The organism is Kitasatospora sp. NPDC101447 (assembly GCF_044767225.1).
In the GTDB taxonomy this organism is placed as follows: domain Bacteria; phylum Actinomycetota; class Actinomycetes; order Streptomycetales; family Streptomycetaceae; genus Kitasatospora.
In genome coordinates this window covers 62,447-83,063 of the sequence record NZ_JBIWNL010000028.1, presented here as the reverse complement: position 1 = coordinate 83,063, position 20,617 = coordinate 62,447, and the positions used below count along the sequence as shown (strand labels likewise).

18 protein-coding genes and 1 tRNA gene are annotated in these 20,617 nt (G+C 72.2%); 5 read left to right on the top strand and 14 right to left on the bottom strand.

What is annotated here, in order from left to right; all coding sequences use genetic code 11:
- Positions 1 to 175 precede the first annotated feature (175 nt).
- The 4 genes from galE to ACIRST_RS30650 all read right to left on the bottom strand — a co-directional run bounded on the left by galE (position 176) and on the right by ACIRST_RS30650 (position 2,809).
- Positions 176 to 1,138 (bottom strand): UDP-glucose 4-epimerase GalE, encoded by a 963-nt coding sequence (gene galE / locus ACIRST_RS30665; RefSeq protein WP_350525999.1) that lies wholly within the window; start codon positions 1,136 to 1,138, stop codon positions 176 to 178.
- 138 nt (positions 1,139 to 1,276) lie between these two features.
- On the bottom strand, positions 1,277 to 1,945 hold the full coding sequence (locus ACIRST_RS30660) for a LuxR C-terminal-related transcriptional regulator (protein ID WP_402806099.1): 669 nt from the start codon (positions 1,943 to 1,945) through the stop codon (positions 1,277 to 1,279).
- Positions 1,946 to 2,107: 162 nt separating this feature from the next.
- Positions 2,108 to 2,180, bottom strand: a tRNA-Thr gene (locus tag ACIRST_RS30655).
- A 176-nt stretch (positions 2,181 to 2,356) separates the two neighbouring features.
- Positions 2,357 to 2,809: a winged helix-turn-helix transcriptional regulator gene (locus tag ACIRST_RS30650; protein ID WP_402806096.1), complete on the bottom strand. Its 453-nt coding sequence runs from the start codon at positions 2,807 to 2,809 to the stop codon at positions 2,357 to 2,359.
- Positions 2,810 to 3,033: 224 nt separating this feature from the next.
- On the opposite strand from ACIRST_RS30650, the gene ACIRST_RS30645 reads away from it, so the two are divergent.
- Positions 3,034 to 3,630: a flavodoxin family protein gene (locus tag ACIRST_RS30645; protein ID WP_350525996.1), complete on the top strand. Its 597-nt coding sequence runs from the start codon at positions 3,034 to 3,036 to the stop codon at positions 3,628 to 3,630.
- Positions 3,631 to 3,693: 63 nt separating this feature from the next.
- Here the strand turns inward: ACIRST_RS30645 and ACIRST_RS30640 are convergent, their stop codons facing one another.
- Entirely contained in the window at positions 3,694 to 5,100 is a 1,407-nt protein-coding gene (locus tag ACIRST_RS30640; protein WP_402806093.1) for an MFS transporter, read from the bottom strand.
- A 177-nt stretch (positions 5,101 to 5,277) separates the two neighbouring features.
- On the opposite strand from ACIRST_RS30640, the gene ACIRST_RS30635 reads away from it, so the two are divergent.
- The 3 genes from ACIRST_RS30635 to ACIRST_RS30625 are packed head-to-tail and all read left to right on the top strand — an operon-like array spanning position 5,278 to position 7,849.
- The gene (locus ACIRST_RS30635; RefSeq protein ID WP_402806091.1) at positions 5,278 to 5,712 is read left to right on the top strand and encodes a hypothetical protein; all 435 of its coding nucleotides are present in this window, start codon (positions 5,278 to 5,280) and stop codon (positions 5,710 to 5,712) included.
- A 5-nt stretch (positions 5,713 to 5,717) separates the two neighbouring features.
- Positions 5,718 to 7,355: an alpha/beta hydrolase gene (locus ACIRST_RS30630; RefSeq protein ID WP_402806088.1), complete on the top strand. Its 1,638-nt coding sequence runs from the start codon at positions 5,718 to 5,720 to the stop codon at positions 7,353 to 7,355.
- Positions 7,352 to 7,849, top strand: coding sequence for a hypothetical protein (locus ACIRST_RS30625; RefSeq protein ID WP_402806086.1), 498 nt, complete (start codon positions 7,352 to 7,354; stop codon positions 7,847 to 7,849). The genes ACIRST_RS30630 and ACIRST_RS30625 overlap by 4 nt, the downstream gene beginning before the upstream one ends.
- Positions 7,850 to 7,902: 53 nt before the next feature.
- On the opposite strand, the gene ACIRST_RS30620 is transcribed toward ACIRST_RS30625, so the two are convergent.
- The 5 genes from ACIRST_RS30620 to ACIRST_RS30600 all read right to left on the bottom strand — a co-directional run bounded on the left by ACIRST_RS30620 (position 7,903) and on the right by ACIRST_RS30600 (position 13,292).
- Positions 7,903 to 9,255, bottom strand: a complete 1,353-nt coding sequence (locus tag ACIRST_RS30620; protein WP_402806084.1) for a S8 family serine peptidase — start codon at positions 9,253 to 9,255, stop codon at positions 7,903 to 7,905.
- Between the two features lie 98 nt (positions 9,256 to 9,353).
- Complete coding sequence (locus ACIRST_RS30615) at positions 9,354 to 9,536, bottom strand: hypothetical protein (RefSeq protein ID WP_402806081.1); 183 nt, start codon at positions 9,534 to 9,536, stop codon at positions 9,354 to 9,356.
- Positions 9,537 to 9,625: 89 nt separating this feature from the next.
- The gene (locus ACIRST_RS30610; RefSeq protein WP_402806078.1) at positions 9,626 to 11,008 is read right to left on the bottom strand and encodes a S8 family serine peptidase; all 1,383 of its coding nucleotides are present in this window, start codon (positions 11,006 to 11,008) and stop codon (positions 9,626 to 9,628) included.
- A 99-nt stretch (positions 11,009 to 11,107) separates the two neighbouring features.
- Complete coding sequence (locus ACIRST_RS30605; protein WP_402806075.1) at positions 11,108 to 12,847, bottom strand: WXG100 family type VII secretion target; 1,740 nt, start codon at positions 12,845 to 12,847, stop codon at positions 11,108 to 11,110.
- The gene (locus tag ACIRST_RS30600) at positions 12,807 to 13,292 is read right to left on the bottom strand and encodes a hypothetical protein (protein WP_396552471.1); all 486 of its coding nucleotides are present in this window, start codon (positions 13,290 to 13,292) and stop codon (positions 12,807 to 12,809) included. The genes ACIRST_RS30605 and ACIRST_RS30600 overlap by 41 nt, the downstream gene beginning before the upstream one ends.
- Positions 13,293 to 13,882: 590 nt before the next feature.
- Here ACIRST_RS30600 and ACIRST_RS30595 point away from each other — a divergent pair.
- On the top strand, positions 13,883 to 15,877 hold the full coding sequence (locus tag ACIRST_RS30595; RefSeq protein WP_402806073.1) for an FUSC family protein: 1,995 nt from the start codon (positions 13,883 to 13,885) through the stop codon (positions 15,875 to 15,877).
- A 31-nt stretch (positions 15,878 to 15,908) separates the two neighbouring features.
- Here the strand turns inward: ACIRST_RS30595 and ACIRST_RS30590 are convergent, their stop codons facing one another.
- The 4 genes from ACIRST_RS30590 to ACIRST_RS30575 all read right to left on the bottom strand — a co-directional run bounded on the left by ACIRST_RS30590 (position 15,909) and on the right by ACIRST_RS30575 (position 20,617).
- Entirely contained in the window at positions 15,909 to 17,723 is a 1,815-nt protein-coding gene (locus ACIRST_RS30590; protein WP_350525985.1) for an ABC-F family ATP-binding cassette domain-containing protein, read from the bottom strand.
- Between the two features lie 147 nt (positions 17,724 to 17,870).
- Positions 17,871 to 18,791, bottom strand: a complete 921-nt coding sequence (locus tag ACIRST_RS30585) for a 4-(cytidine 5'-diphospho)-2-C-methyl-D-erythritol kinase (RefSeq protein WP_402806071.1) — start codon at positions 18,789 to 18,791, stop codon at positions 17,871 to 17,873.
- Positions 18,788 to 19,675, bottom strand: a complete 888-nt coding sequence (gene rsmA / locus ACIRST_RS30580) for a 16S rRNA (adenine(1518)-N(6)/adenine(1519)-N(6))-dimethyltransferase RsmA (RefSeq protein ID WP_402806069.1) — start codon at positions 19,673 to 19,675, stop codon at positions 18,788 to 18,790. The genes ACIRST_RS30585 and rsmA overlap by 4 nt, the downstream gene beginning before the upstream one ends.
- Positions 19,676 to 19,738: 63 nt before the next feature.
- Positions 19,739 to 20,617, bottom strand: coding sequence for a TatD family hydrolase (locus tag ACIRST_RS30575; RefSeq protein WP_350525982.1), 879 nt, complete (start codon positions 20,615 to 20,617; stop codon positions 19,739 to 19,741).

The following is a 20,617-nucleotide window of genomic DNA, read 5'->3' as shown; positions in this document are numbered from 1 at the left end:
TGTGGTGTTGTTTTTTGCGGGTGGGGGGGTGGGGGGGGGGGTGGGGGGCGGGGGGGGGCGGGCGGGGGGGGGGGGGGCGGGCGGGGGGGGGGGGGGGGCCCCCCCCCCCCCCGACGGTCGGCGGCCGCGCCGGGCACGCCTGCAAGGCCTGGAGGGCCTACAGGGCCTACAGGGCTTAGAGGCCGTTCTTCTCCAGGGTGAACTTCCAGGCGTCGGCGACGATGTCGTCCAGGTTCGGGCGGCGCGGGGTCCAGCCCAGCGCCTCGTGGGCGCGGGCGGCCGAGGCCACCAGCACCGCCGGGTCGCCGGCCCGGCGGCCCTCGACCTGCACCGGGATCTCCCGGCCGGTGACGCGCTTGACCGACTCGATCACCTCGCGCACCGAGAAGCCGCTGCCGTTGCCCAGGTTGCAGATCAGGTGCTCGCCCGGCTTGGCCGCGCCCAGGGCCAGCAGGTGGGCGTCGGCCAGGTCCGCGACGTGGATGTAGTCGCGGATGCAGGTGCCGTCCGGGGTCGGGTAGTCGTCGCCGTACACCGCGATGTGCGGGCGCTGCCCGAGCGCGGCCTGGAAGACCAGCGGGATCAGGTGCGACTCGGGGTCGTGGCGCTCGCCGTACGCACCGTACGCGCCGGCCACGTTGAAGTAGCGCAGCGAGACGGCGGCCAGGCCGTGGGCGACGGCCTCGCTGGTGATCAGGTGGTCCACGGCGAGCTTGGTGGCGCCGTAGGTGTTGGTCGGCGCGGTGCGGGCGGTCTCGGCGATCGGCACGGCCTCCGGCTCGCCGTAGGTGGCCGCGGTGGAGGAGAACACGAGCTTGCGCACGCCCGCCGCGCGCATCGCGCTGATCAGCTCCAGCGAACCGGCCACGTTGTTGCGCCAGTACTTCTCCGGGTCCACGACCGACTCGCCGACCTGCGAGGAGGCGGCGAAGTGCAGCACGCCCTCGAAGGAGCCGTCCAGGACCTCGCCGGCCTCCTGGATCCGGCCCTCGACGAACTCGGCACCGGCCGGAACGCCCTCGCGGAAGCCCGTCGAGAGGTCGTCCAGGACGGTCACCTGGTGCCCCGCCTCCAGCAGGTGGGCGGCCACCACGCTGCCGACGTAGCCGGCGCCACCCGTGACCAGGTACTTACTCATGTTGCGACCTCCAGCGGGCGATGGTCCGCGCGGTGGGCGTGGCCATCGACGGAATCCGTACGACTGGGGCCATTCTCCCAACCCACCGGGGTGCTCCGGACCACCCGGGCAGCTGCTCGCAGGCTTTTCACCAAGTCATCAGCCCCCGGACATCCGCTCCAGCAGCCCGGTGCGCGCCGCCACCGCGGCCGCCTCCAGGCGGGTCCGCGCGCCGAGCTTCATCAGCACCCGCTGGACGTGCGTCCGGGCGGTGCTGGCGGCGATCCGCATCCCGGCGGCGATCGCGGCGGTGTCCTCGCCGTCCGCGATCCGGGCCAGCACCTGCACCTCACGCCGGGTCAGCAGGCGCAGCAGCCGGACGGCCTCGTCGTCCGGTTCGGCCGCCGGGCGCAGCAGCTGGTCGAACGCGCCGCGCAGGACGTCCACCGTGACCGCGGCCTCACCCGCCCGGGCCCGCCCGATGGCCCGCTCGACGACCTCGATCCGCTCGTCGCTGGGCACGTACCCGGCCGCGCCGGCCGCGAACGCCCCGGCCACACCGCGCAGTTCGCCCACCGGCCCGAGTACGATCACCGCCACCTCGGGGCGCTCCCGGCGGATCCGGCGCAGCCCGTCGAAGGCGCCCGGCTCCCCCGGCGCGGCCACCCCCAGCAGGCACACCTCGGGCCGCCGGCCGGTCACCAGGTCAGCGGCGACACCGGCCGGGGAGCCCACCGCGAGCACCCGGTGTCCGCGCAGCTGGAGCGCGGTGGCCAGCGCCTCGGCCAACAGCCGGTGGTCGTCCACCACCACGAGTCGAACGCCCATGACGCCCTCCCGGTCAGGGTTCGGCTCGCGCCCGCGCCCTTCGGGCGGGCGGCCGATGACGCACCATCACAGCGCATTCCGTACCCGACCCGCCAGCCGTCGCGCGTCGACTGCGGCCGGAAACGCGAAAGACCCCCGCCAGAGGCGGGGGTCTTTCAGTTGAGCCCCCATGCGGAATCGAACCGCAGACCTTCTCCTTACCATGGAGACGCTCTACCGACTGAGCTATAGGGGCTTGCCGGGTTTTTGTTTTCCCGGGCCGGTCGAACAAGGAAGACATTACACGGCCGTCGGCCCGGAAGGGAAATCGGCTCCGCCCCGGGCTTCCCGATCACTCCGCGGCCTCGATCGGAGGCGGGCGCCGTGGCCCGCGCGCGTGCTCCGCGGCGTCAGCCCTCGGCGTGCGCGGCGTCAGCCCTCGGTGTGCGCGGCGTCGAACTCCTCGCGGGCCGCCATCATCTGCCCGGCGCGATGCTCGGTCCACTGCCCGACCGGCGTGACCAGCTCGGCCAGCTCGCGCCCGAGCGGCAGGAGGTCGTAGACCACGCGCGGCGGCGTCTCCGGGAACACCGTGCGGAGCACCAGGCCGCTGCGCTCCAGGTTGCGCAGGGACTGGGTGAGCATCTTGCGGCTGACCCCGCCGACCCCGCGCTGGAGCTCGGAGAAGCGCTGCGGCCCGCAGGCGGCGAGGCTCATCAGGATCAGCAGCGACCACTTGTCGGCCAGCTCGGCGAACACCTCGCGGCTGGGGCAGAGCCGGGCGAAGAGGTCGAATCCCTGCTCCGCCGCGCCTTCCGGCCCGTCCGTCACCTGCTGCTCCTCGCACTGCCCCGCCCGGGCCCGGGTCGCTTCCTCCGTCGTCATGCCCTCCAGGGTAGCCCTCCGGTCTCCAATCCGCCCTTGGTAACCAATAGAGACCTGGTCTATATTGGAGACCGCCAACGGATCGGGGTCGGCCGGGCCGCGTCGGTGCGTCCTGCCCCGGCGCCGTGCCCTGTCCTCTGCCGTCTGCATTCCGCTTTCTGCCTGCCGTCTTCTGCCGTCGCACCGGCTTCCGCCGGTCCACGCCGTCCCCCTGGAGCGCCCACATGACCGCCATCCGCCCGACCGTCGTCCTCGCCTACCACTCCGGCTACGGCCACACCGCCGTGATCGCCGAGGCCGTCGCCCGCGGCGCCGCCGCCGCAGGTGCCGAGGTCGTCCAGATCGCCGTCGACACCATCACCGAGGAGCAGTGGGCCCAGCTGGACGCCGCCGACGCGATCGTCTTCGGCTCCCCCACCTACATGGGCACCGCCTCCGGCGCCTTCCACGTCTTCGCCGAGGCCTCCAGCAAGCGCTGGTTCACCGACGCCTGGAAGGACAAGGTCGCGGCGGGCTTCACCAACTCCGCCTCCAAGAGCGGCGACAAGGCCGGCACCCTCGGCTTCTTCCAGACCCTCGCCGCCCAGCACGGCATGAACTGGGTCAACCTCGGCCTCAAGCCGGGCTGGAACGCCACCACCGCCTCCGAGAACGACCTCAACCGCCTCGGCTTCTTCAGCGGCGCCGCCGCCTCCTCCCCCTCCGACGCCGGCCCGGAGGCCGTCCACAAGGCCGACATCGCGACCGCCGAGCACCTCGGCGCCCGCGTCGCCCAGCACACCGCCGTGGTGCTGGCCGGCCGCGCCGCCCTGGCCGGCTGACCGCTCCGACCGAGGCGGTCCGACCGACCCGCTCGGCCCGACCCGACCGCCCCTCGCGCGCGCCTACGCCGCCGGATCCGCCCCCAGCAGGGGCGCCCGGCGGCGTCCGCCGTCCACCGCCCCGAGCTCGGCGCCGGTGGTCTCCGGCAGCAGCCGCAGGCAGCCCAGGGCCAGCACGCCCAACCCCGCCAGGTACCAACCCACCGGCTGCGCCGTCCCGTACGCCTCGGTCAACCGCGTCGCCACCAGCGGGGTCGTCGCCCCGCCGATCACGCCGCCCAGGTTGTACGTCAGCGCGGCACCCGTGTAGCGCACCCGCGTCGGGAACAGCTCCGGCAGGAACGCCGCCACCGGCCCGAACATGCACCCCAGCACCACCATCGCGCCCGCCAGCGCGACGAACATCAGCGACCGGCTCGCCGTCTCCAGCAACGGGAACAGCACCGGCGACCAACCCGCGGCGAGGACCGTCGCCCACCACAGCGTCCGCCGCCGGCCCCACCGGTCGCTGCGCGCGGCACTCAGCCACACCGTCGCGGCCATCCCCACCGCGCCGATCAACAGCATCGTCAGGACCAGCGTGCTCGCCACCCCGAGCCCCGAGGTCGCGTACGCCAGCGCGTACGTCGTGGTCAGGTAGAACAGCGCGTACCCCACCGTGATCGCCCCGCCGCCCGCCAACACCGGGCGCCAGTGCTCACGCAGCACCTCCAGCGACGGCGCCCGCTCCCCGCGCCCGGCCGAGCGGAACAGCGGCGACTCCTCGATCCGCAGCCGCACGAACAGCCCCACCGCGACCAGCGCGAACGAGGCCAGGAACGGCACCCGCCAGCCCCACGCGCGGAACGCCCGCTCGTCCAGACCGAGTTGGAGCGCGAGGAACACCCCGTTCGCCAGCACGAACCCGCACGTCGGCCCCAGCTGCAGGAACCCGCCGTACCGCCCCCGCCGTTCGGCCGGCGCGTTCTCCGCGATCAGCAGCGCCGCCCCGCCCCACTCCCCGCCCAGCCCGACGCCCTGGCACACCCGCAGCGCCACCAGCACGGCGGGCGCCCACCACCCCCACGCCGCGAACCCCGGCAACACCCCCACCGCCGCCGTCGCCAACCCCATCAGCAGCAGCGACACCACCAAGGTCGCCTTCCGCCCCACCCGGTCCCCGAAGTGCCCGAACACCACCGCCCCCAACGGCCGGGCCAGGAACGCCACCGCGTACACCGAGAACGCCGCCAACAGCGCCCCCACCGTGCCCAGTCCGGGGAAGAACACCGGCCCGAACACCAAGGCGGCCGCCGTTCCGTAGATGAAGAAGTCGTAGAACTCGATCGCCGTCCCGATCAGCGCCGCCGCCGCGGCCCGGTGCAACTGGCCCGCCTGTCCCGGGTGTTCCGCCCGCTTCGACCGCTCCGCCTGCCCCGACTGCCCCGACTGCTCCAACTGCACTGCCTGCCAAGCATCCTCCGCATCCATACCACCACCCTCACCACCCCGCCCCACCCCCACCAGCCCCCACCCGGGTGACCACGGCGCACCCCCGCGGACCCGCGCCCGGCCCGCACCCCACGCGCTCCCCGCAGCCCGCCGAACCCAGCCCCACCGCACGTATGCTGACCGTCCGGAGACCATCTCGACATACGGGGGGAAACCGTGCCGGGCCCCTATTCACGCGCCGCTCTCGCCGTCAATCCGGCCGTACTGGAAAACTGCGGGCAGACCGCCCAGCACCTCGGCGGCCGGATCCCGTCCGAGACGACGAAGATCACCGCCCCCGGCGACCAGGCCGCCGCCGCCCTCCGGGGCTGGCTCACCGGGCCCGCCATCCACGACTGCGCCGCCGGCTGGAAGACCCTGCTGGACAAGCTCGCCGCCGACATGGCCGGCAGCGGCACCAAGCTCTCGACCGCCGCAGCCGACTACCGCCGGAACGAACAGAGCCTGTCCACGGCCCTGACCGGCAGCGCGGCAACCACCCGGTACGACCACCGGACCCCGGCCGCCGACCCGTTCGGAACCGTCCTCACCAAGGACCTGTCCCCGGCCGCCGAAGCCGCCCGGACCAACGGCGCCGGCAAGGCCCGGTGAGGCCGATGGACATCGCCACCCTCCGGAACGCCGACATCAACGGCATCACCACGGCCGGAGCCGCCTACGACACCCTCGTCACCGCACTGGGGCGGCACGCCGAGTCCTGGCAGCACGAGGTCGCCGACCGGCTCGGCGCGGCACAGTGGACCGGGACCGCCGCCGAGAACGCCACCGCCGAGATCCAGGCGATCGGCACCGAACTCCGACTCGCCGCGCAGGAACTCTCCTTCGTCAGCCGGGCCCTCGCCGAGGCCGCCGAAGGCTTCGCCGCCGCCCAGGCGCACCTGGTCAACGCCCTGGACGACGCCGAGAAGCAGAAGTTCACCGTCGCCCCCGACGGGCGGATCACCTGGGACACCGAACCCACCTCCGCGAACCACCCCGGCGACCGGGCCGAAGAGACCGCCGAAGAACTCGGCCGCCGCATCACCGCCGCCCTCAACGAGGCCGCCCACGCCGACTCGGAGATCGCACAGCGGCTCAACCACCTCGCCCGCAACGCGAGCAGCGGCACCGGCCTGGACGCCGCCACCGTGCGGAAGGACCGGGAAGCGTTCGCCGCCCGCGAGGCCGTACCCCCCGCCGGAACCGACCCGGAGGCCGTGAAGCGCTGGTGGGACAGCCTCACCGAAGCCCAGCAGCAACGCTTCCTCCTCAACCACCCCGACCGGGTCGGCAACCTCGACGGCATCCCCGCCGTCGCCCGCGACCAGGCCAACCGGATCAACCTCGCGCGGAGCAAGCAGGACCTGCAGGCCCGGCTCGACCGGCTCGGCCCCGAGCCGGAGCAGTTCCTCGGCTGGGCCAAGGGCGAGCCCATCCCGAACCCCGACTACGTCGCATGGCACCGCCGGCAGCAGGACCTGCGGGAGAAGCTGACGGCGATCGCGGCCATCGAGGGCCGCCTGACCGGCGACGGTGCGGAATCCCGCGACGGCACCCCGGCCTACCTGCTCGGCTACGACACCGAGGGCAAGGGACGCGCGATCGTCTCCGTCAACAACCCCGACACGGCGGACAACGTGGTCACCCTGGTCCCCGGCACCACCTCCCGGCTCGCCACCGCCATCGGAGACGTCGACAAGGCCGACGAGATGGTCAGGGCCGCCGACCGGACCGACCCCGGCGGCCCCAGGACGACCGCCGCCATCGCCTGGGTCGGCTACGACGCCCCGCAGAACATCTTCCCGGAGGCGTCCACCGACGCGTACGCCGAGAACGCCGAGGAGGACCTGGCCCGCTTCCAGCACGCCCTGCGCACGACCCACGAGGGCGCCCCCTCGCACAACACCCTCATGGGCCACAGCTACGGCAGCGTCGTCGTCGGCTTCACCATGCGCGACCACACCCCGCCGGTGGACGACGTCGTCCTCGTCGGCAGCCCCGGCGTCGGCGTCGACCACGCCGAGGACCTGAACATCGACCCCTCCCGCGTCCACGTCGCCCGGGGAAGCCAGGACACGATGATCAAGACCGCCGCCGGCACCGGCCTCCTGTTCGGACGCGACCCGATGGACACCGACTTCGGCGCCCGACACCTCCCGGCCGGCACCACCGACCACTCCCACTACTGGCTGCCCGGCACCGAATCCGTCAGGTCCTTCGGCGCCGTGATCACCGGCAACGGGAACGACCGGTGAGGCCACACCGGGCGATCGCGGCCACGGTGACCGCCGGACTGCTGTGGACGGTCCCGGCGTGCACCGGGGAAACCCACGCCCCCACGATGACGCGGGCCCAGGCGAAGCAGCAGACCGCGGACTACGCAGGGCAGGCCATCGCCGACCTGCCCCAACCGGTCACCACGGCGAGCGGGCGGGAGAACGGCACCAACTGCTTCAAGAACGACGCCCCCTCGGAGTACGACGGCCGAGTCGTGGAGGTCACCGAAAAACGCCTCTCCGGCATCCCGGCGGACCGCCAGGCCGAATACGTCGAACGGCTCCGGGCCCGGATCGAATCCATGGGCTTCCACCGCGACGACTCCGAAGCCCTCCGCACCTCCATCCACTTCACGAACGCCGCCAACCGCTTCACCGGCTCCATCGACGGCATCGGCAGCACGCACGGGATGCTCGTCATCGGCTTCACCTCCCCCTGCGTGTGGCCCGACGGCACCCAGCCCCCGCACTGACCGCCCGCCATCCGCCATCCGCCATCCGCCCCGGCGCATCGTCCGGACCTGGACTACTTCGCGTACGGGTTGTCCTCCGGGGCCACCGGCGGCTGGTACGACGGCGGCGGCACCGCACCCATCGGCTGCTGCTGCGGCACCGGCGGCACCTGAGCCCCGGGCTGCACGGCCGACTTCCGCCGCCGCACCACGAAGAGCGCACCACCGGCCACCAGCGCCAACCCGGCCACCACACCACCCACGATCGGCAACGCACTGCCCGACCCCGACGACGCATCAGCCTTCGGCTGCGCCGACGGCGCGGGAGCCGCCACACCACCCGTCGGGCTCGGCACCGGCGACGCAGAAGCCGACGGAGCCACCGACGGCGAAGCCACGTCAGCCGGAAGCGGCGACACATCCGCCAGCCCGGGATCCCCCGGATCCGTCAACGCAATACGCGGCCGAACCGCCCCCCACCCTGCATCATCCGTACGCTTGTCCCCGCCATTCGGCCTTCCCGCTGTGTTGATGAGCACTCGCAGAACCTGATTCGCCGTCCACTCCTTGTGAATCGCCCAGACCAGCGCTGCCGAAGCAGAAACCAAAGCAGTCGCGTCAGACGTCCCATGGCTCTTGCAGTAGCCGGTGGCAGCCGTGCAAGCAGCGATCACATCCATGCCAGGGGCCATGAGAGCGACCTGCGGCCCGGACTCGGACTCGTCCGTCACGGTGCCATTCCGGTCGATAGCCCCCACGCCGACCACATTCGGCAGACCACCCGGATATTCGACAACATTGCCCTGCTGCCCGGAATTTCCGACACTGGCGACCACAAGGGCGCCCTTCGCTCGCGCGTTCGCAAGGATGCGATTGATCTTCACAAGATCATCCGACGTGGCGGCAACCGCATCCGTTCCTAGCGAGATACTGATGACCTTCGCACCTTGATCGACCGCGTAGTTCACGGCCTGGCCGATCTGATCAAGGAAGTCGGTCGTAGTGACAGACCCCTCCGACCCGCTGTTGATCTTCAGAGGAAGGATCTTCGCGCCAGGCGCGAGGCCGTAGGCACCGTTCCCAGCGCGATTCCTACCCGTACCTGCGATGAGGCTGGCCATTTCGGTGCCATGCCCTTTGGGATCGACGCCCACGCCGCTAGAGCCACCGCTGAAGTCCTTCCCGGGGAGGAACTGCCCGACCAGGTCCGGATGATCCAGTTTGAATCCTCCGTCGATCACCGCGACAGTGATGCCCTCACCCTTCGAGGTCTTCCACATCTCCGGGGCGTGCATGGCGTCCAGGTGCCACTGGTCAGCGCGGATCGAATCATCGGCAACTGCGGGCCCAGCAATCGGGCCAGCAAGAATTCCTGCAGCCAGGAGTGCCGCTGAAAGCAGTCGCCACCCACCTTGCTTTCGCCCCATCACAACTCCTCGTCACTCTGTCCACCGACCGGGAACCGTGCCCCGAACAAGCCTGCCCGGCCACTGGGAAGCCCAGTGGCCGGGCAGTCGTTGCCGTCCTACTCAATCACGTCCGGGTTGCTGTCCGGCGTACCGCTGGTCCAGGTCTCCTCGTCCTCGTGGAGGTAGTCCGCGCGGCTGCGGCGGTCACGTTCCTTCCGGTCCATCCACTTCACGAACGCCGTCAACCGCTTCACCGGCTCCATCGACGGCATCGGCAGCACGCACGGGATGCTCGTCATCGGCTTCACCTCCCCCTGCGTGTGGCCCGACGGCACCCAGCCCCCGCACTGACCCCGGCTACCGGACCGGCGCATCGTCCAGGCCTGGACTACTTCGCGTAAGGGTTGTCCTCCGGGGCCACCGGCGGCTGGTACGACGGCGGCGGCACCGCACCCATCGGCTGCTGCTGCGGCACCGGCGGCACCTGAGCCCCGGGCTGCACCGCCGACTTCCGCCGCCGCACCACGAAGAGCGCACCACCGGCCACCAGCGCCAACCCGGCCACCACACCACCCACGATCGGCAACGCACTGCCCGACCCCGACGACGCATCAGCCTTCGGCTGCGCCGACGGCGCGGGAGCCGCCACACCACCCGTCGGGCTCGGCACCGGCGACGCGGGAACCGACGCGGAGGCCGAAGCAGAAGCCGACGGAGCCACCGACGGCGAAGCCACGTCAGCCGGAAGCGGCGACACATCCGCCGCCCCGGGATCCCCCGGATCCGTCAACGCAATACGCGGCCGAACCGCACCCCAGCCGGCACCGTCCGTACGGCCGTCGCCGCCATTGGATCGACCGGCGGTATTGATGAGCACCCGCAGAACCTGATTCGCAGTCCACTCCGGGTGCACCGCCCAGACCAATGCAGCCGAGGCGGACGCCAGGGCGGTCGCATCGGATGTGCCGTGACTTTTGCAGTAGCCCGACGGTTCCGTGCAAGCCGAGATCGTGTCCATCCCAGGGGCGACGAGGGCAACCTGCGGACCACGCTCGGACTCATCGGTCACGGTCCCATTTCGGTCAACCGCCCCGACGCCGACAACATTAGGCAGGGCGCCGGGATACTCGATCTGATTCCCTGACTGTGCCTCGTTTCCTACCGCGGCAAGAACCAGGACACCCTTCGCTCTCGCATTCACGAGAATCTGGCTCAGCTTGGCAACATCTCCCGGAGTGGCAGTTACCTTATTGATCCCCTGAGAGATGCTGACGACCTTGGCACCCTGGGCAACTGCGTATCCGACAGCCTCGCCAATCTGACCGAGAAAGTCAGTGGATACCACGGCACCAACGGAGCCGGTATTGATCTTCAATGGAAGAATCTTGACCCCCGGCGCCAATCCGGACGATCCCTTACCACCGTTGGCCCGTCCGGTCGCCGCAATCAGACCGGCCATCTGCGTTCCATGCCCGTTTCCGTAGGTGCCGACGCCACCTGGGCTCCCACTGAAGTCCTTACCGGGCAGGAATTGGCCGACCAGGTCCGGATGGTCCAGCTTGAATCCGCCGTCGATCACCGCAACTGTGATTCCCTGCCCCTGGGAAACCTTCCACATCTCCGGGGCATGCATGGCGTCCAAGTGCCACTGGTCGTCACGAATGGAGCCGTCTGCGATTGCCGGTGATGCGACCGGGCCGACCACGATTCCCGCTGCCAAAAGCACCGCAGCAGCAGTCCGCCAACGCGCTCGCGTGTCCGTCCGCCCCATCACAACTCCTCGTCGCTCTCTCCACCAACCGGGAAGCGTGCCCCGAACAAGCCTGCCCGGCCACTGGGAAAGCCCAGTGGCCGGGCAGTCGTTGCCGTCCTACTCAACCACGTCCGGGTTGCTGTCCGGCGTACCGCTGGTCCAGGTCTCCTCGTCCTCGTGCAGGTAGTCCGCGCGGTTGCGGCGGTCACGTTCCTTCCGGTTGCCGTGACCTGCCATCCCCGGTGCCATCATGCCGTTCTGCCCGGATCGGGCGGCGCCGGCCTCGGCGGCTCCCGCTGCGGCCGCACGGTTGCGCAGGCCGGTACCGCCGGGCGTGAACTCACCACCGGCGGTCGGCCCCTTGCGGCCGCCGACCGTGCCACCGGTGGTCGAGGCCAGGCCCCGGCCACGCGAGCCTCCGCCCCCGCCGACGGCACCGTGACCGCCACCCATGCCCGGGTGCATGCCCATGCCGTTCATACCGTTCTGCCCGCCGACCCGGCCGCCACCCGGTCCCGCTTCACGCGAACCGAAGACCGTCCCGGAGGGAATGCCCGGGGTGCCGCCCTTCCCGGGCGTCTGGCCGCCGAAGGGAGTGCGGGGGTTGACGCTGCCACCCTTGCCGGGAACGTAGTCGCTGCCCCCGCCCTTGGTCTGGACCGAACCGCCGCCGGGCACGACCGGGAAGCCGGGCACGGGGCCCCCACCGGGGGTGTTGGGCCCTCCGCCCGGTCCGGTGGGACCGGTCGGGTAAGTCGGAACGGTGGTCGGTCCGCCCGTCGGCACGGGGCCGCCGCCCGGACCGGTCTGGGTCGGCGGCGCGGTCGGAATGCTGTCCAGCCCGGTGCCCGGACGGTTGACCGGGTCCGACGGGTGGGACGGCGGGGTCGAGGTACCCGGGTCCTGCGGGTTGGAAGGCAACTGGCCGCCGCTGTACGGAGGAGTCGGGGTGGTGTTGCCCCCACCGGAGGGCCCGGTGGAACCCGACCCGGGGTGGTACGGCGTCACGGAACCGCCACCGTAGTTGCCTCCGCCGGACGGGCTGTAGCTACCGACACTTCCGCCACTCAAACGCGGACCACGGTAGGAACCGCCGGAGCCGCCGGAGCTACCGGAGCCCCGTTGCGTGTACTCCGAGCCCGAGTTCTTGTCGGGGTCACCCCCGGGCGTCCCCGGAAGCGTCACATCCTCGGGAATCCCGTTCAGCGTCGTCGTCGCCGCGCTGTAGGCCTGGGCCAGGTTCACCACCTGGCGGCTGGCCTCCTGGTGCTCCTTCTCGACCGTCGCCTTGGCTTCCTTGTACGCGGCCTCGGTGATCCAGGCGTCGCCCGCCGGTGTGTTGCTGCTCTTCATGTACTGGTCGATCGTCTGACCGACTGCGAGCTTGGCCGCCACACCAGCGGGAGTCTGCTGCCGCTCGTACTTGGCGACCAAGTCCACCGCACTCGTGGGAACCGGGGGCATCGCAACCTTGGCGGTGCTGAGTGCCTCACCGGCCTGGGTCATCGCACCACCGGCGGTCGCCGAGTGCTGCCCGATGATCGCCGCGGACTTGTACAGATTTCCGACCCAGGTCTTGAAGTTCTCAGCTGCCGGTCCCTCCCAGTGGACCTGGCCGAGGTGTCCCTGGAGAGCCGTGCTGAGCTCCGTCAGAACACGACCGGCGTCCTGAAGCTGGGCGGCCCGCTTCAACACCATGTCCGGCTGCGTCGACACGACGAACTCCCTGAGTTCGGCGTGCTCCATCCCGTGGTACTTCGATTCTCCTGCCATTACCTGCTCCCCGTCTCCCCGTAAGTCTCTCCCCGCAACGCCGTCAGAGCTTCGTGTTGTCCGTCGTTGCCGGCGAGTTGACACCCGCGCCCTGCGCGACCGCGTTCTGAGCCGCCGTGGTGTGGTCCTCGTTGGTCGAGTAGGCGCCGCCGGTCTTCGTGACCGCGGTCTGCATCGCCTCGATCTGGGCCTTGATCTCCTTGTGGAACCTCACGAGCTGCGAGTGGACCTTGCCGTACGCGGTGGTCAGGGCCACCGCCTCGGTGAACGATCCGGGGCTTCCCCCGCTGACGAAGCTCGCCTGGCTCAACTTCTGCTCTTCGAGCTTGTACGGCGCGGCCGCCGAGCCCTCCATCGCGGCGAGCAGTGCCTCGACCTTCGCCGCGAAGTTGGAGAGCGTCTGCAGCTCCACCTTGACGTCCTGCTTGCCGAACGCCGACACCAGGTCGTTGGCACTGAAGTTCGTCTGCACGGTGCTGACGACGCGGTTGATGCCGAAGCCGAAGGGGCCGAACGGGTCGCTCAGCATGAACGGCGTGTCGTCCGGGCCCGCCGGGGTGTTCGGGTCGGTGCCCGGGGTGCTCGGGTCGGGAGTCGGCGCAGGACTGGGCGAAGGATTCGGCGACGGACTCGCCGAGGACGTCGGAGTCGGACTCGGAGCCGGGCTCGGCGAGGGGCTCGGCGTGGAACTCGGCGCAGGGGTCCCCGACGGGCTCGGGGACGGACTCGCCGAAGGGCTCGCCGACGGAGTCGGCGTCCCCGAACTTGATGCACCATTGCCTGCCACAGCAGTTCACCTCTCCCCCGTACGGCCGGTCGCTCCCCGGCACCCGGGGGCTTCCGTGCCGCAACGCAACACACCGTCAACTTCTGGCTCGTGCAGTCGCCGTACCGTCCTGGTCGGCGAACCGCCCGCCCTGTGGGCGGTTTTCGCCTCCGTCATCGTAGCCATCACCTCTGTCGCATCGGCAGGGCCCTTGGCCCGCGCGTACGCGATCGGTACGAACTTGACACGTACAACCCGCCTTCCGGGCTGCTGGGTAGACTGATCCGGTACGCCCCATCTGCCGCGCAATGTCGCACAGCAGCGACTCCAGGCCGCAGAACGGACGTGTCCGCATGAGCTCCCCGAACGCCGTGTCCTGGTGGGCCCGCGCCGCGCGGCCCGCGCGGCCGCCGTTGCCGCTGGCGCTGATGGTTCGGGCGGCGGTGGGCATGGCGGTGCCGTTGGCGGTGGGTCTGCTGGTGCACCGGCTGGATCTGGGGGTGTTCGCCGGGCTCGGGGCGATGCACGCGACGATGAACGACCGTGCCGAGCCGTCGCGGCTGCGGGCGGCCCGGATCGGGACGGCCGTCCTCGCCTCCGCGCTGGGCATGCTGCTCGGCACCGCTCTCCAGCGCGCCGACGCCGACGGTCTCACCCTGGGCGTCGCACTGACGTTGACGGCTTTCGCTTCCGGCGCCCTGAGCGCGACGGGTCCGCGGGGGTCGGCGGCCGGGATGCTGCTGTTGGTGTCCGCCGCGCTGGGGAGTGGGATGCCGTTGCCGGGGCCGTGGTGGGCGGCGTCGCCGATGATGCTGGCCGGGGCCGGGTTCGTGGTGCTGCTCGGGTTGCCGGCGGGGGCGCCGGGTCGGCCGGCGGCGGATCCGCGCAACCGGGCGCTCGCCGACGCGTACGACGCGCTCGGCCGGACGCTGGCCGACCTGGGCACGCCACGGGCGGCGGCTTCGCGCCGGGTGCTGACGGCCCGTCTGAACCAGTTCCAGGACCTCCTGCCCGGAAGGGCCAGGAGGCACACCAAGGGCCCGAACGTCCCAACCGGCCTTACCGGCCCGAACGGCCCGACGGACCCGACGAGCCGCATGTACGAGGCCGCCCTCGCCGCCACCGAGGCGGCGACGGGCCTGTTGTGGGCCCGGCGGCCGGTGCCGCCGGAGGTGGCGGAGGTGCCGAACCGTCTCGCGGCGGCGGTGCGGCGCGGCGGCGGCGAGGTCGCGGTCCCCGGGTGGCGGCCGGACACGCCGGCCCGGCAGGCCCTGGACGTGGCCCTGCGGGCCGCCGCCGACACGGTGGCGGGCCGCGACGCGCAGCTCGGTACGGCGCCCGCGCCTGCGCCCGATCCCTGGCGGCTGCGGGTGCGCCTGTTGTCCGGGCCGTCGGTGCGGTACGGGCTGCGGGTGGCGCTGTGCATCGCGGTCGGGTCGGCGGTCACCGCCAACTACCCGCTCGGCAAGAGCTACTGGGTGCCGATGACGATCGCCTTCGTGCTGAAGCCGGACCTGGGGTCGGTGTTCCTGCGGGCGGTGAGCCGGTCGGTCGGCACGGTGCTCGGGGTGGCCGTCACCGCGGCGCTGCTCGTGCTGACCACCGAGGAGTGGGCGCTGGCGGTGGTCGCCGCGCTCTGCGTGGCCCTGTTGCCGTACGCCACGGCGGCGCACTACGGGCTGAACACCGTGGTGATGACGCCGATGGCGCTGGTCCTGATCCAACTCGGCGGTCAGAGCGGCGCGGCGGAGTTCCGGCCGCGGGTCCTGGACTCGGTCCTGGCCAGTGCGGTCGTCCTGCTCTTCGGGTACCTGCTGTGGCCCGAGCGGCCGCGTCACCGGATCGAGCCCCGTTTGGTGACGGCGACGACGGCGCTGCGGGCCTACCTCGACGCGGTCACCGCCGGTCGCGCCGAGCGGGCGGAGGTGTGGCTGCGGCGTACGGCTTACCGGTCGCTGGCGGATGCCCGCCAGGAGGTGCAGCAGGGGCTGGTCGAACCGCCGCCGACCGGCCGGCTGGCGGAGCGGTGGCTGCCGGCGACGGCGGCGCTGGAGCGGCTGGGCGGCGCGGTGGCGGCGTTCGCGGCGCAGGTCCGGTACGGCGGCCGGGTGCCGGACCCGGTCGAGGTCGACCGGGTGCGCCGGGCGCTGGACGAGCTGACCGCCGCCGCCCGCGCGCACCGTCCGCCGACCACACCGACCGACCGTACGACCACGCCGACCGACGGTACGGCCGCACCGGGACACGCAGCCGGTCCGAGCACGCCGCACGACACGCCGCACGACCCCACGCTCAGCGCGCTGGGCCGTGCGGCGGACGAGCTCGAAACACTGCTGGCCGGGGGCTAGCGCGACCGCCGGCTCACACGACTCGGACGACTCAGACCTGCTCGGCCAGCTCCAGCCAGCTCATCTCCAGCTCCTCCTTCTCGTCCCGGACCGCGCGCAGCTGCGCGTCCAGCTCGGCGACCTTGGAGAAGTCGGCGGCGTGCTCGGCGAGTTGGGCGTGCAGCTTGGACTCCTTCTCGTCCAGCTTGGCGATCTGCCGCTCCAGCTTCTGCATCTCCTTCTTGGCCGCCCGCAGGTCCCCGCCGGACAGCCCGGAAGCAGCGGTCTCGGCCACCGGGGCAGCGGCGGCGGGGGCGGGGGCGGCCTGGGCGGCCATCCGGGCCCGCCGCTCCAGGTACTCGTCCACGCCGTTCGGCAGCATCCGCATCTTCTTGTCGCCGAGCAGGGCGTGGACGACGTCCGTCGTCCGCTCGATGAAGAAGCGGTCGTGGCTGATGACGACCATCGAGCCGGGCCAGCCGTCGAGGAGGTCCTCCAGCTGGTTGAGCGTCTCGATGTCCAGGTCGTTGGTCGGCTCGTCGAGGAACAGCACGTTGGGCTCGTCCATCAGCAGCCGCAGCAGCTGGAGGCGGCGGCGCTCGCCACCGGACAGGTCGCCGAGGGGCGTCCACTGCTTGTCCTTGCCGAAGCCGAACTGCTCGCACAGCTGGCCGGCGCTCATCTCCCGGCCCTTGCCGAGGTCGACCCGCGAGCGGACCTGCTCGACGGCCTGCAGCACCCGGATCGCCGGGTCCAGCTCGGCGACCTCCTGCGACAGGTAGGCCAGCCGCACGGTCTTGCCGACCTTGATGACGCCGGACGCGGGCTGCACGTCGCCCTCGCTCGCGTACGCGTCGCGCAGGGCGCGCAGCAGCGAGGTCTTGCCGGCGCCGTTGACGCCGAGCAGGCCGATCCGGTCGCCGGGGCCGAGCTGCCAGGTGAGGTTCTCCAGGAGCAGCTTCGGGCCGGCCTTGACGGTCACGCCCTCCAGGTCGAAGACGGTCTTGCCGAGTCGCGCGTTGGCGAACTTCATCAGCTCGGACTTGTCGCGCGGGTCCGGCACGTCGGCGATCAGCGCGTTGGCCGCCTCGATGCGGTAGCGCGGCTTGGAGGTGCGGGCGGGGGCGCCGCGGCGCAGCCAGGCGAGTTCCTTGCGGGCCAGGTTCTGGCGCTTCTGCTCCTCGACGGCCTCGATCCGGGAGCGCTCGGCGCGGGCGAAGACGTAGTCGGAGTAGCCGCCCTCGTACTCGTGGACCTCGCCGTGCTGGACGTCCCACATCCGGGTGCAGACCTGGTCGAGGAACCAGCGGTCGTGGGTGACGCAGACCAGCGCGGAGCGGCGCTTCTGCAGGTGCTCGGCGAGCCAGTTGATGCCCTCGACGTCGAGGTGGTTGGTGGGCTCGTCGAGGACGATCAGGTCGGGCGAGCCGAGCAGCAGCTTGGCGAGGGCGATCCGGCGGCGCTCGCCACCGGAGAGCGGGCCGATGACGGTGTCCAGGCCGTCGGCGAAGCCGGGCAGGTCGAGGCCGCCGAAGAGGCCTTCGATGATGTCGCGGATCCGGGCGTCGCCGAGCCACTCGTGGTCGGCCCGGTCGGCGATCACCTCGTGGCGGATGGTGGCCTCGGGGTCGAGCGAGTCGTGCTGGGTGAGGACGGCCATCTGCAGCCCGCCGGAGTGGGTGATCCGACCGCTGTCGGGCTCCTCCAGCTTGGCGAGCATCCGGATCAGGGTGGTCTTGCCGTCGCCGTTGCGGCCGACGACGCCGATCCGGTCGCCGTCGCTGACGCCCAGGCTGACCGCGTCCAGCAGGGTGCGGGTGCCGTAGACCTTCGTGACGGACTCGATGGTGGCGAGGTTGACGGCCACGTGTGCTGCGCTCCTGGGTTCGGCGGTCGCGGGGCGGCCCGCCGCCCCTGAATCGGGGACACCCCGATCTCCCCAGCCTAATGGGCCCGCAGCGGCGGCCTCACCGCGCTGCTGCAGCGCCGACGCCTCGCCGCGCCGCCCGCCCCGTTACTCCGGGAGCAGCGCGGCCCCCGGCACCGGCCCGTAGGTTGCGTGAGCCGTCCGGCAGGTGCCGGAGGCCCGCAGCGCCGCGGCGACGGCGGCGGCCGCGTCGGCGTCCTTGGCGAGGAAGGCGCAGGTCGGTCCGGAGCCGGAGACCAGTGCCCCGAGGGCGCCCGCTTCGGTGCCGGCCCGCAGGGTGTCCGCGAGCGAGGGGCGCAGCGAGAGCGCGGCGGGCTGGAGGTCGTTGGCGAGCACGCCGGCCAGGGCGACGGCGTCGCCTCCGGCGAGTGCGGCGAGCAGGGCCGGGTCGGCGGCGGGGGTGGGGACGTCGGTGTCGCTGGAGCCGGTGCCGGCCTCTTCGCGGAGCCGGTCGCACTCGCGGAAGACGGCGGGGGTGGACAGGCCGCCGTCGGCGACGGCGAAGACCCAGTGGTAGGTGCCCTCGACGGCGAGCGGTTCCAGGATCTCGCCCCGGCCGCGGCCCAGCGCGACCCCTCCGAGCAGGGCGAACGGCACGTCCGACCCCAGCTCCGCGGCCAGTTCCAGCAGCGTCTCGAACGGGGTGTCCAGCTGCCACAGCGCGTCGCAGGCGACCAGCGCGGCCGCACCGTCGGCGCTGCCGCCGGCCATGCCGCCGGCCACCGGGATGGCCTTGGCGATGTGCAGGTGCACGCCCGGGTCGGCGATGCCGTGGTGGGCGGCGAGCAGCCGGGCGGCGCGGGCGGCGAGGTTGCTGTCGTCGAGCGGAACGACGGCGGCGTCCGACCCGGAGCAGGTCAGGGTGACGCCCTCACCCGGGGTGGCGGTGACCTCGTCGCCGAGGGCGACGGCGAAGAAGACGTTGGTCAGGTCGTGGAAGCCGTCGGCGCGCAGGCCGCCGACCCCCAGCTGGACGTTGACCTTGGCCGGCACCCGTACGGTGATCACTCGCTGTCCTTGTCCTTCTGGGGCTTGTGCTCGGCGATGGCGGCGAACTGCTCCACGGTCAGCATCTCGCCGCGCAGCTTGTGGTCGATCCCGGCGGCAGCGAGCGCCTGCTCGGCCCCGGCGGCGGAGCCGGCCCAGCCGGCCAGGGCGGCGCGCAGGGTCTTGCGGCGCTGGGCGAACGCGGCGTCGACGACGGCGAAGACCTCCGCGCGGCTGGCGCTGGTCTTGGGCGGCTCGCGGCGGATCAGCGAGACCAGCCCGGAGTCGACGTTGGGGGCGGGCCAGAAGACGTTCCGCCCGATGGCGCCGGCCCGCTTCACGTCGGCGTACCAGTTGGCCTTGACCGACGGGACGCCGTACACCTTGTTGCCCGGCTTGGCGGCGAGCCGGTCGGCGACCTCGCTCTGCACCATCACCAGGGTCCGCTCGATGCTCGGGAAGGTGGCGAGCATGTGCAGCAGGACGGGCACGGCCACGTTGTAGGGGAGGTTGGCGACGAGCGCGGTGGGCGCGGGCCCGGGCAGCTCGGTGACCTCCATGGCGTCGCTGAACACCAGGTCGAAGGCGTCCGCCTTGGCGGGCATCCGGCCCGCGACGGTGTCCGGCAGGTGCTGCGCCAGCACGGGATCGATCTCGACCGCGGTCACGTGCCGCGCCACGTCGAGCAGCGCGAGCGTCAGCGAGCCGAGCCCCGGCCCGACCTCCACCACCGCGTCCTGCTCGGTCACTTCGGCGGCCCGGACGATGCGCCGCACGGTGTTGCCGTCGATGACGAAGTTCTGTCCGCGCTGCTTGGTCGGCTTCACGCCGAACGCGGCCGCCAGCTCCCGGATGTCGGCGGCGCCCAGCAGGTGGCTGTCAGGGGTGGGGTCGGTGGTGCTCACGCGCCAAGGATACGGGCGCGGGCGGGGCCCGGGTTCCGGGCACCCGGGGCCCCGCGCCGCGTGTCAGTACCCGAAGGCCCGCGCCGTGTTCTCCGCGACGGCCGCCGACAGCTCGTCCTCGTGCAGCCCCAGGGTGGCGGCCATCGAGCGCACCGTGACCGGTATCAGGTACGGGGCGTTGGGCCGGCCGCGGTAGGGGTGCGGGGTGAGGAAGGGGGCGTCGGTCTCGACCAGGATCCGGTCGAGCGGGGTGGCGAGCAGTGCGTCCCGCAGCGGCTGGTTGGCCTTGAAGGTGACCGGCCCCGCGAAGGACAGGTACCAGCCGTGCTCGGCGCAGGTCTTGGCCATCTCGGCGTCGCCGGAGTAGCAGTGGAAGACGGTCCGCTCCGGGGCGCCTTCGGCCAGCAGGACGGCGATGACGTCCTCGTGGGCGTCCCGGTCGTGGATGACCAGGGCCTTGCCGTGCCGCTTGGCCATCTCGATGTGGCGGCGGAACGACTCCTTCTGGATCTCCACGCCCTCCGGCCCGGTGCGGAAGTAGTCGAGCCCGGTCTCGCCGACCGCGAGCACCTGCGGCAGGGCGGCGAGCCGGTCGATCTCGGCGAGCGCCTCGTCCAGGGCGGCGGCGCCGCCGGCCTTGCGCTGCTGGCCGGACCATCCGTCCGCGTCGCCGAGGAAGATCCGCGGCGCCTCGTTCGGGTGCAGGGCGACGGCCGCGTGCACCTGCTCGTACTGGGCCGCCAGCTCGGCGGCCCAGCGCGAACCGGGTACGTCGCAGCCCACCTGGACCACTGTGGTGACCCCGACGGAGGCGGCGCGGGCCAGGCCTTCGGCCGGGGTGCCGGACTGCATGTCGAGGTGGGTGTGCGAGTCGGCCACCGCCACTGCCAGGGGTTCCGGCAGCGGCGGCGGGGTCGACCGGTCGTCGTCCTTGGCGGCCAT

Coding starts and splice junctions, on each gene's coding strand:
- ACIRST_RS30660 (WP_402806099.1), bottom strand. CDS start 1,945: ATGGGCGTTCGACTCGTGGTGGTGGACGACCACCGGCTGTTGGCCGAG.
- ACIRST_RS30630 (WP_402806088.1), top strand. CDS start 5,718: ATGGACATCGCCACCCTCCGGAACGCCGACATCAACGGCATCACCACG.
- ACIRST_RS30615 (WP_402806081.1), bottom strand. CDS start 9,536: ATGACGAGCATCCCGTGCGTGCTGCCGATGCCGTCGATGGAGCCGGTG.
- ACIRST_RS30620 (WP_402806084.1), bottom strand. CDS start 9,255: ATGGGGCGAAAGCAAGGTGGGTGGCGACTGCTTTCAGCGGCACTCCTG.
- ACIRST_RS30645 (WP_350525996.1), top strand. CDS start 3,034: ATGACCGCCATCCGCCCGACCGTCGTCCTCGCCTACCACTCCGGCTAC.
- galE (WP_350525999.1), bottom strand. CDS start 1,138: ATGAGTAAGTACCTGGTCACGGGTGGCGCCGGCTACGTCGGCAGCGTG.
- ACIRST_RS30610 (WP_402806078.1), bottom strand. CDS start 11,008: ATGGGGCGGACGGACACGCGAGCGCGTTGGCGGACTGCTGCTGCGGTG.
- ACIRST_RS30575 (WP_350525982.1), bottom strand. CDS start 20,617: ATGGCCGCCAAGGACGACGACCGGTCGACCCCGCCGCCGCTGCCGGAA.
- ACIRST_RS30595 (WP_402806073.1), top strand. CDS start 13,883: ATGAGCTCCCCGAACGCCGTGTCCTGGTGGGCCCGCGCCGCGCGGCCC.
- ACIRST_RS30640 (WP_402806093.1), bottom strand. CDS start 5,100: ATGGATGCGGAGGATGCTTGGCAGGCAGTGCAGTTGGAGCAGTCGGGG.
- ACIRST_RS30600 (WP_396552471.1), bottom strand. CDS start 13,292: ATGCTGAGCGACCCGTTCGGCCCCTTCGGCTTCGGCATCAACCGCGTC.
- ACIRST_RS30650 (WP_402806096.1), bottom strand. CDS start 2,809: ATGACGACGGAGGAAGCGACCCGGGCCCGGGCGGGGCAGTGCGAGGAG.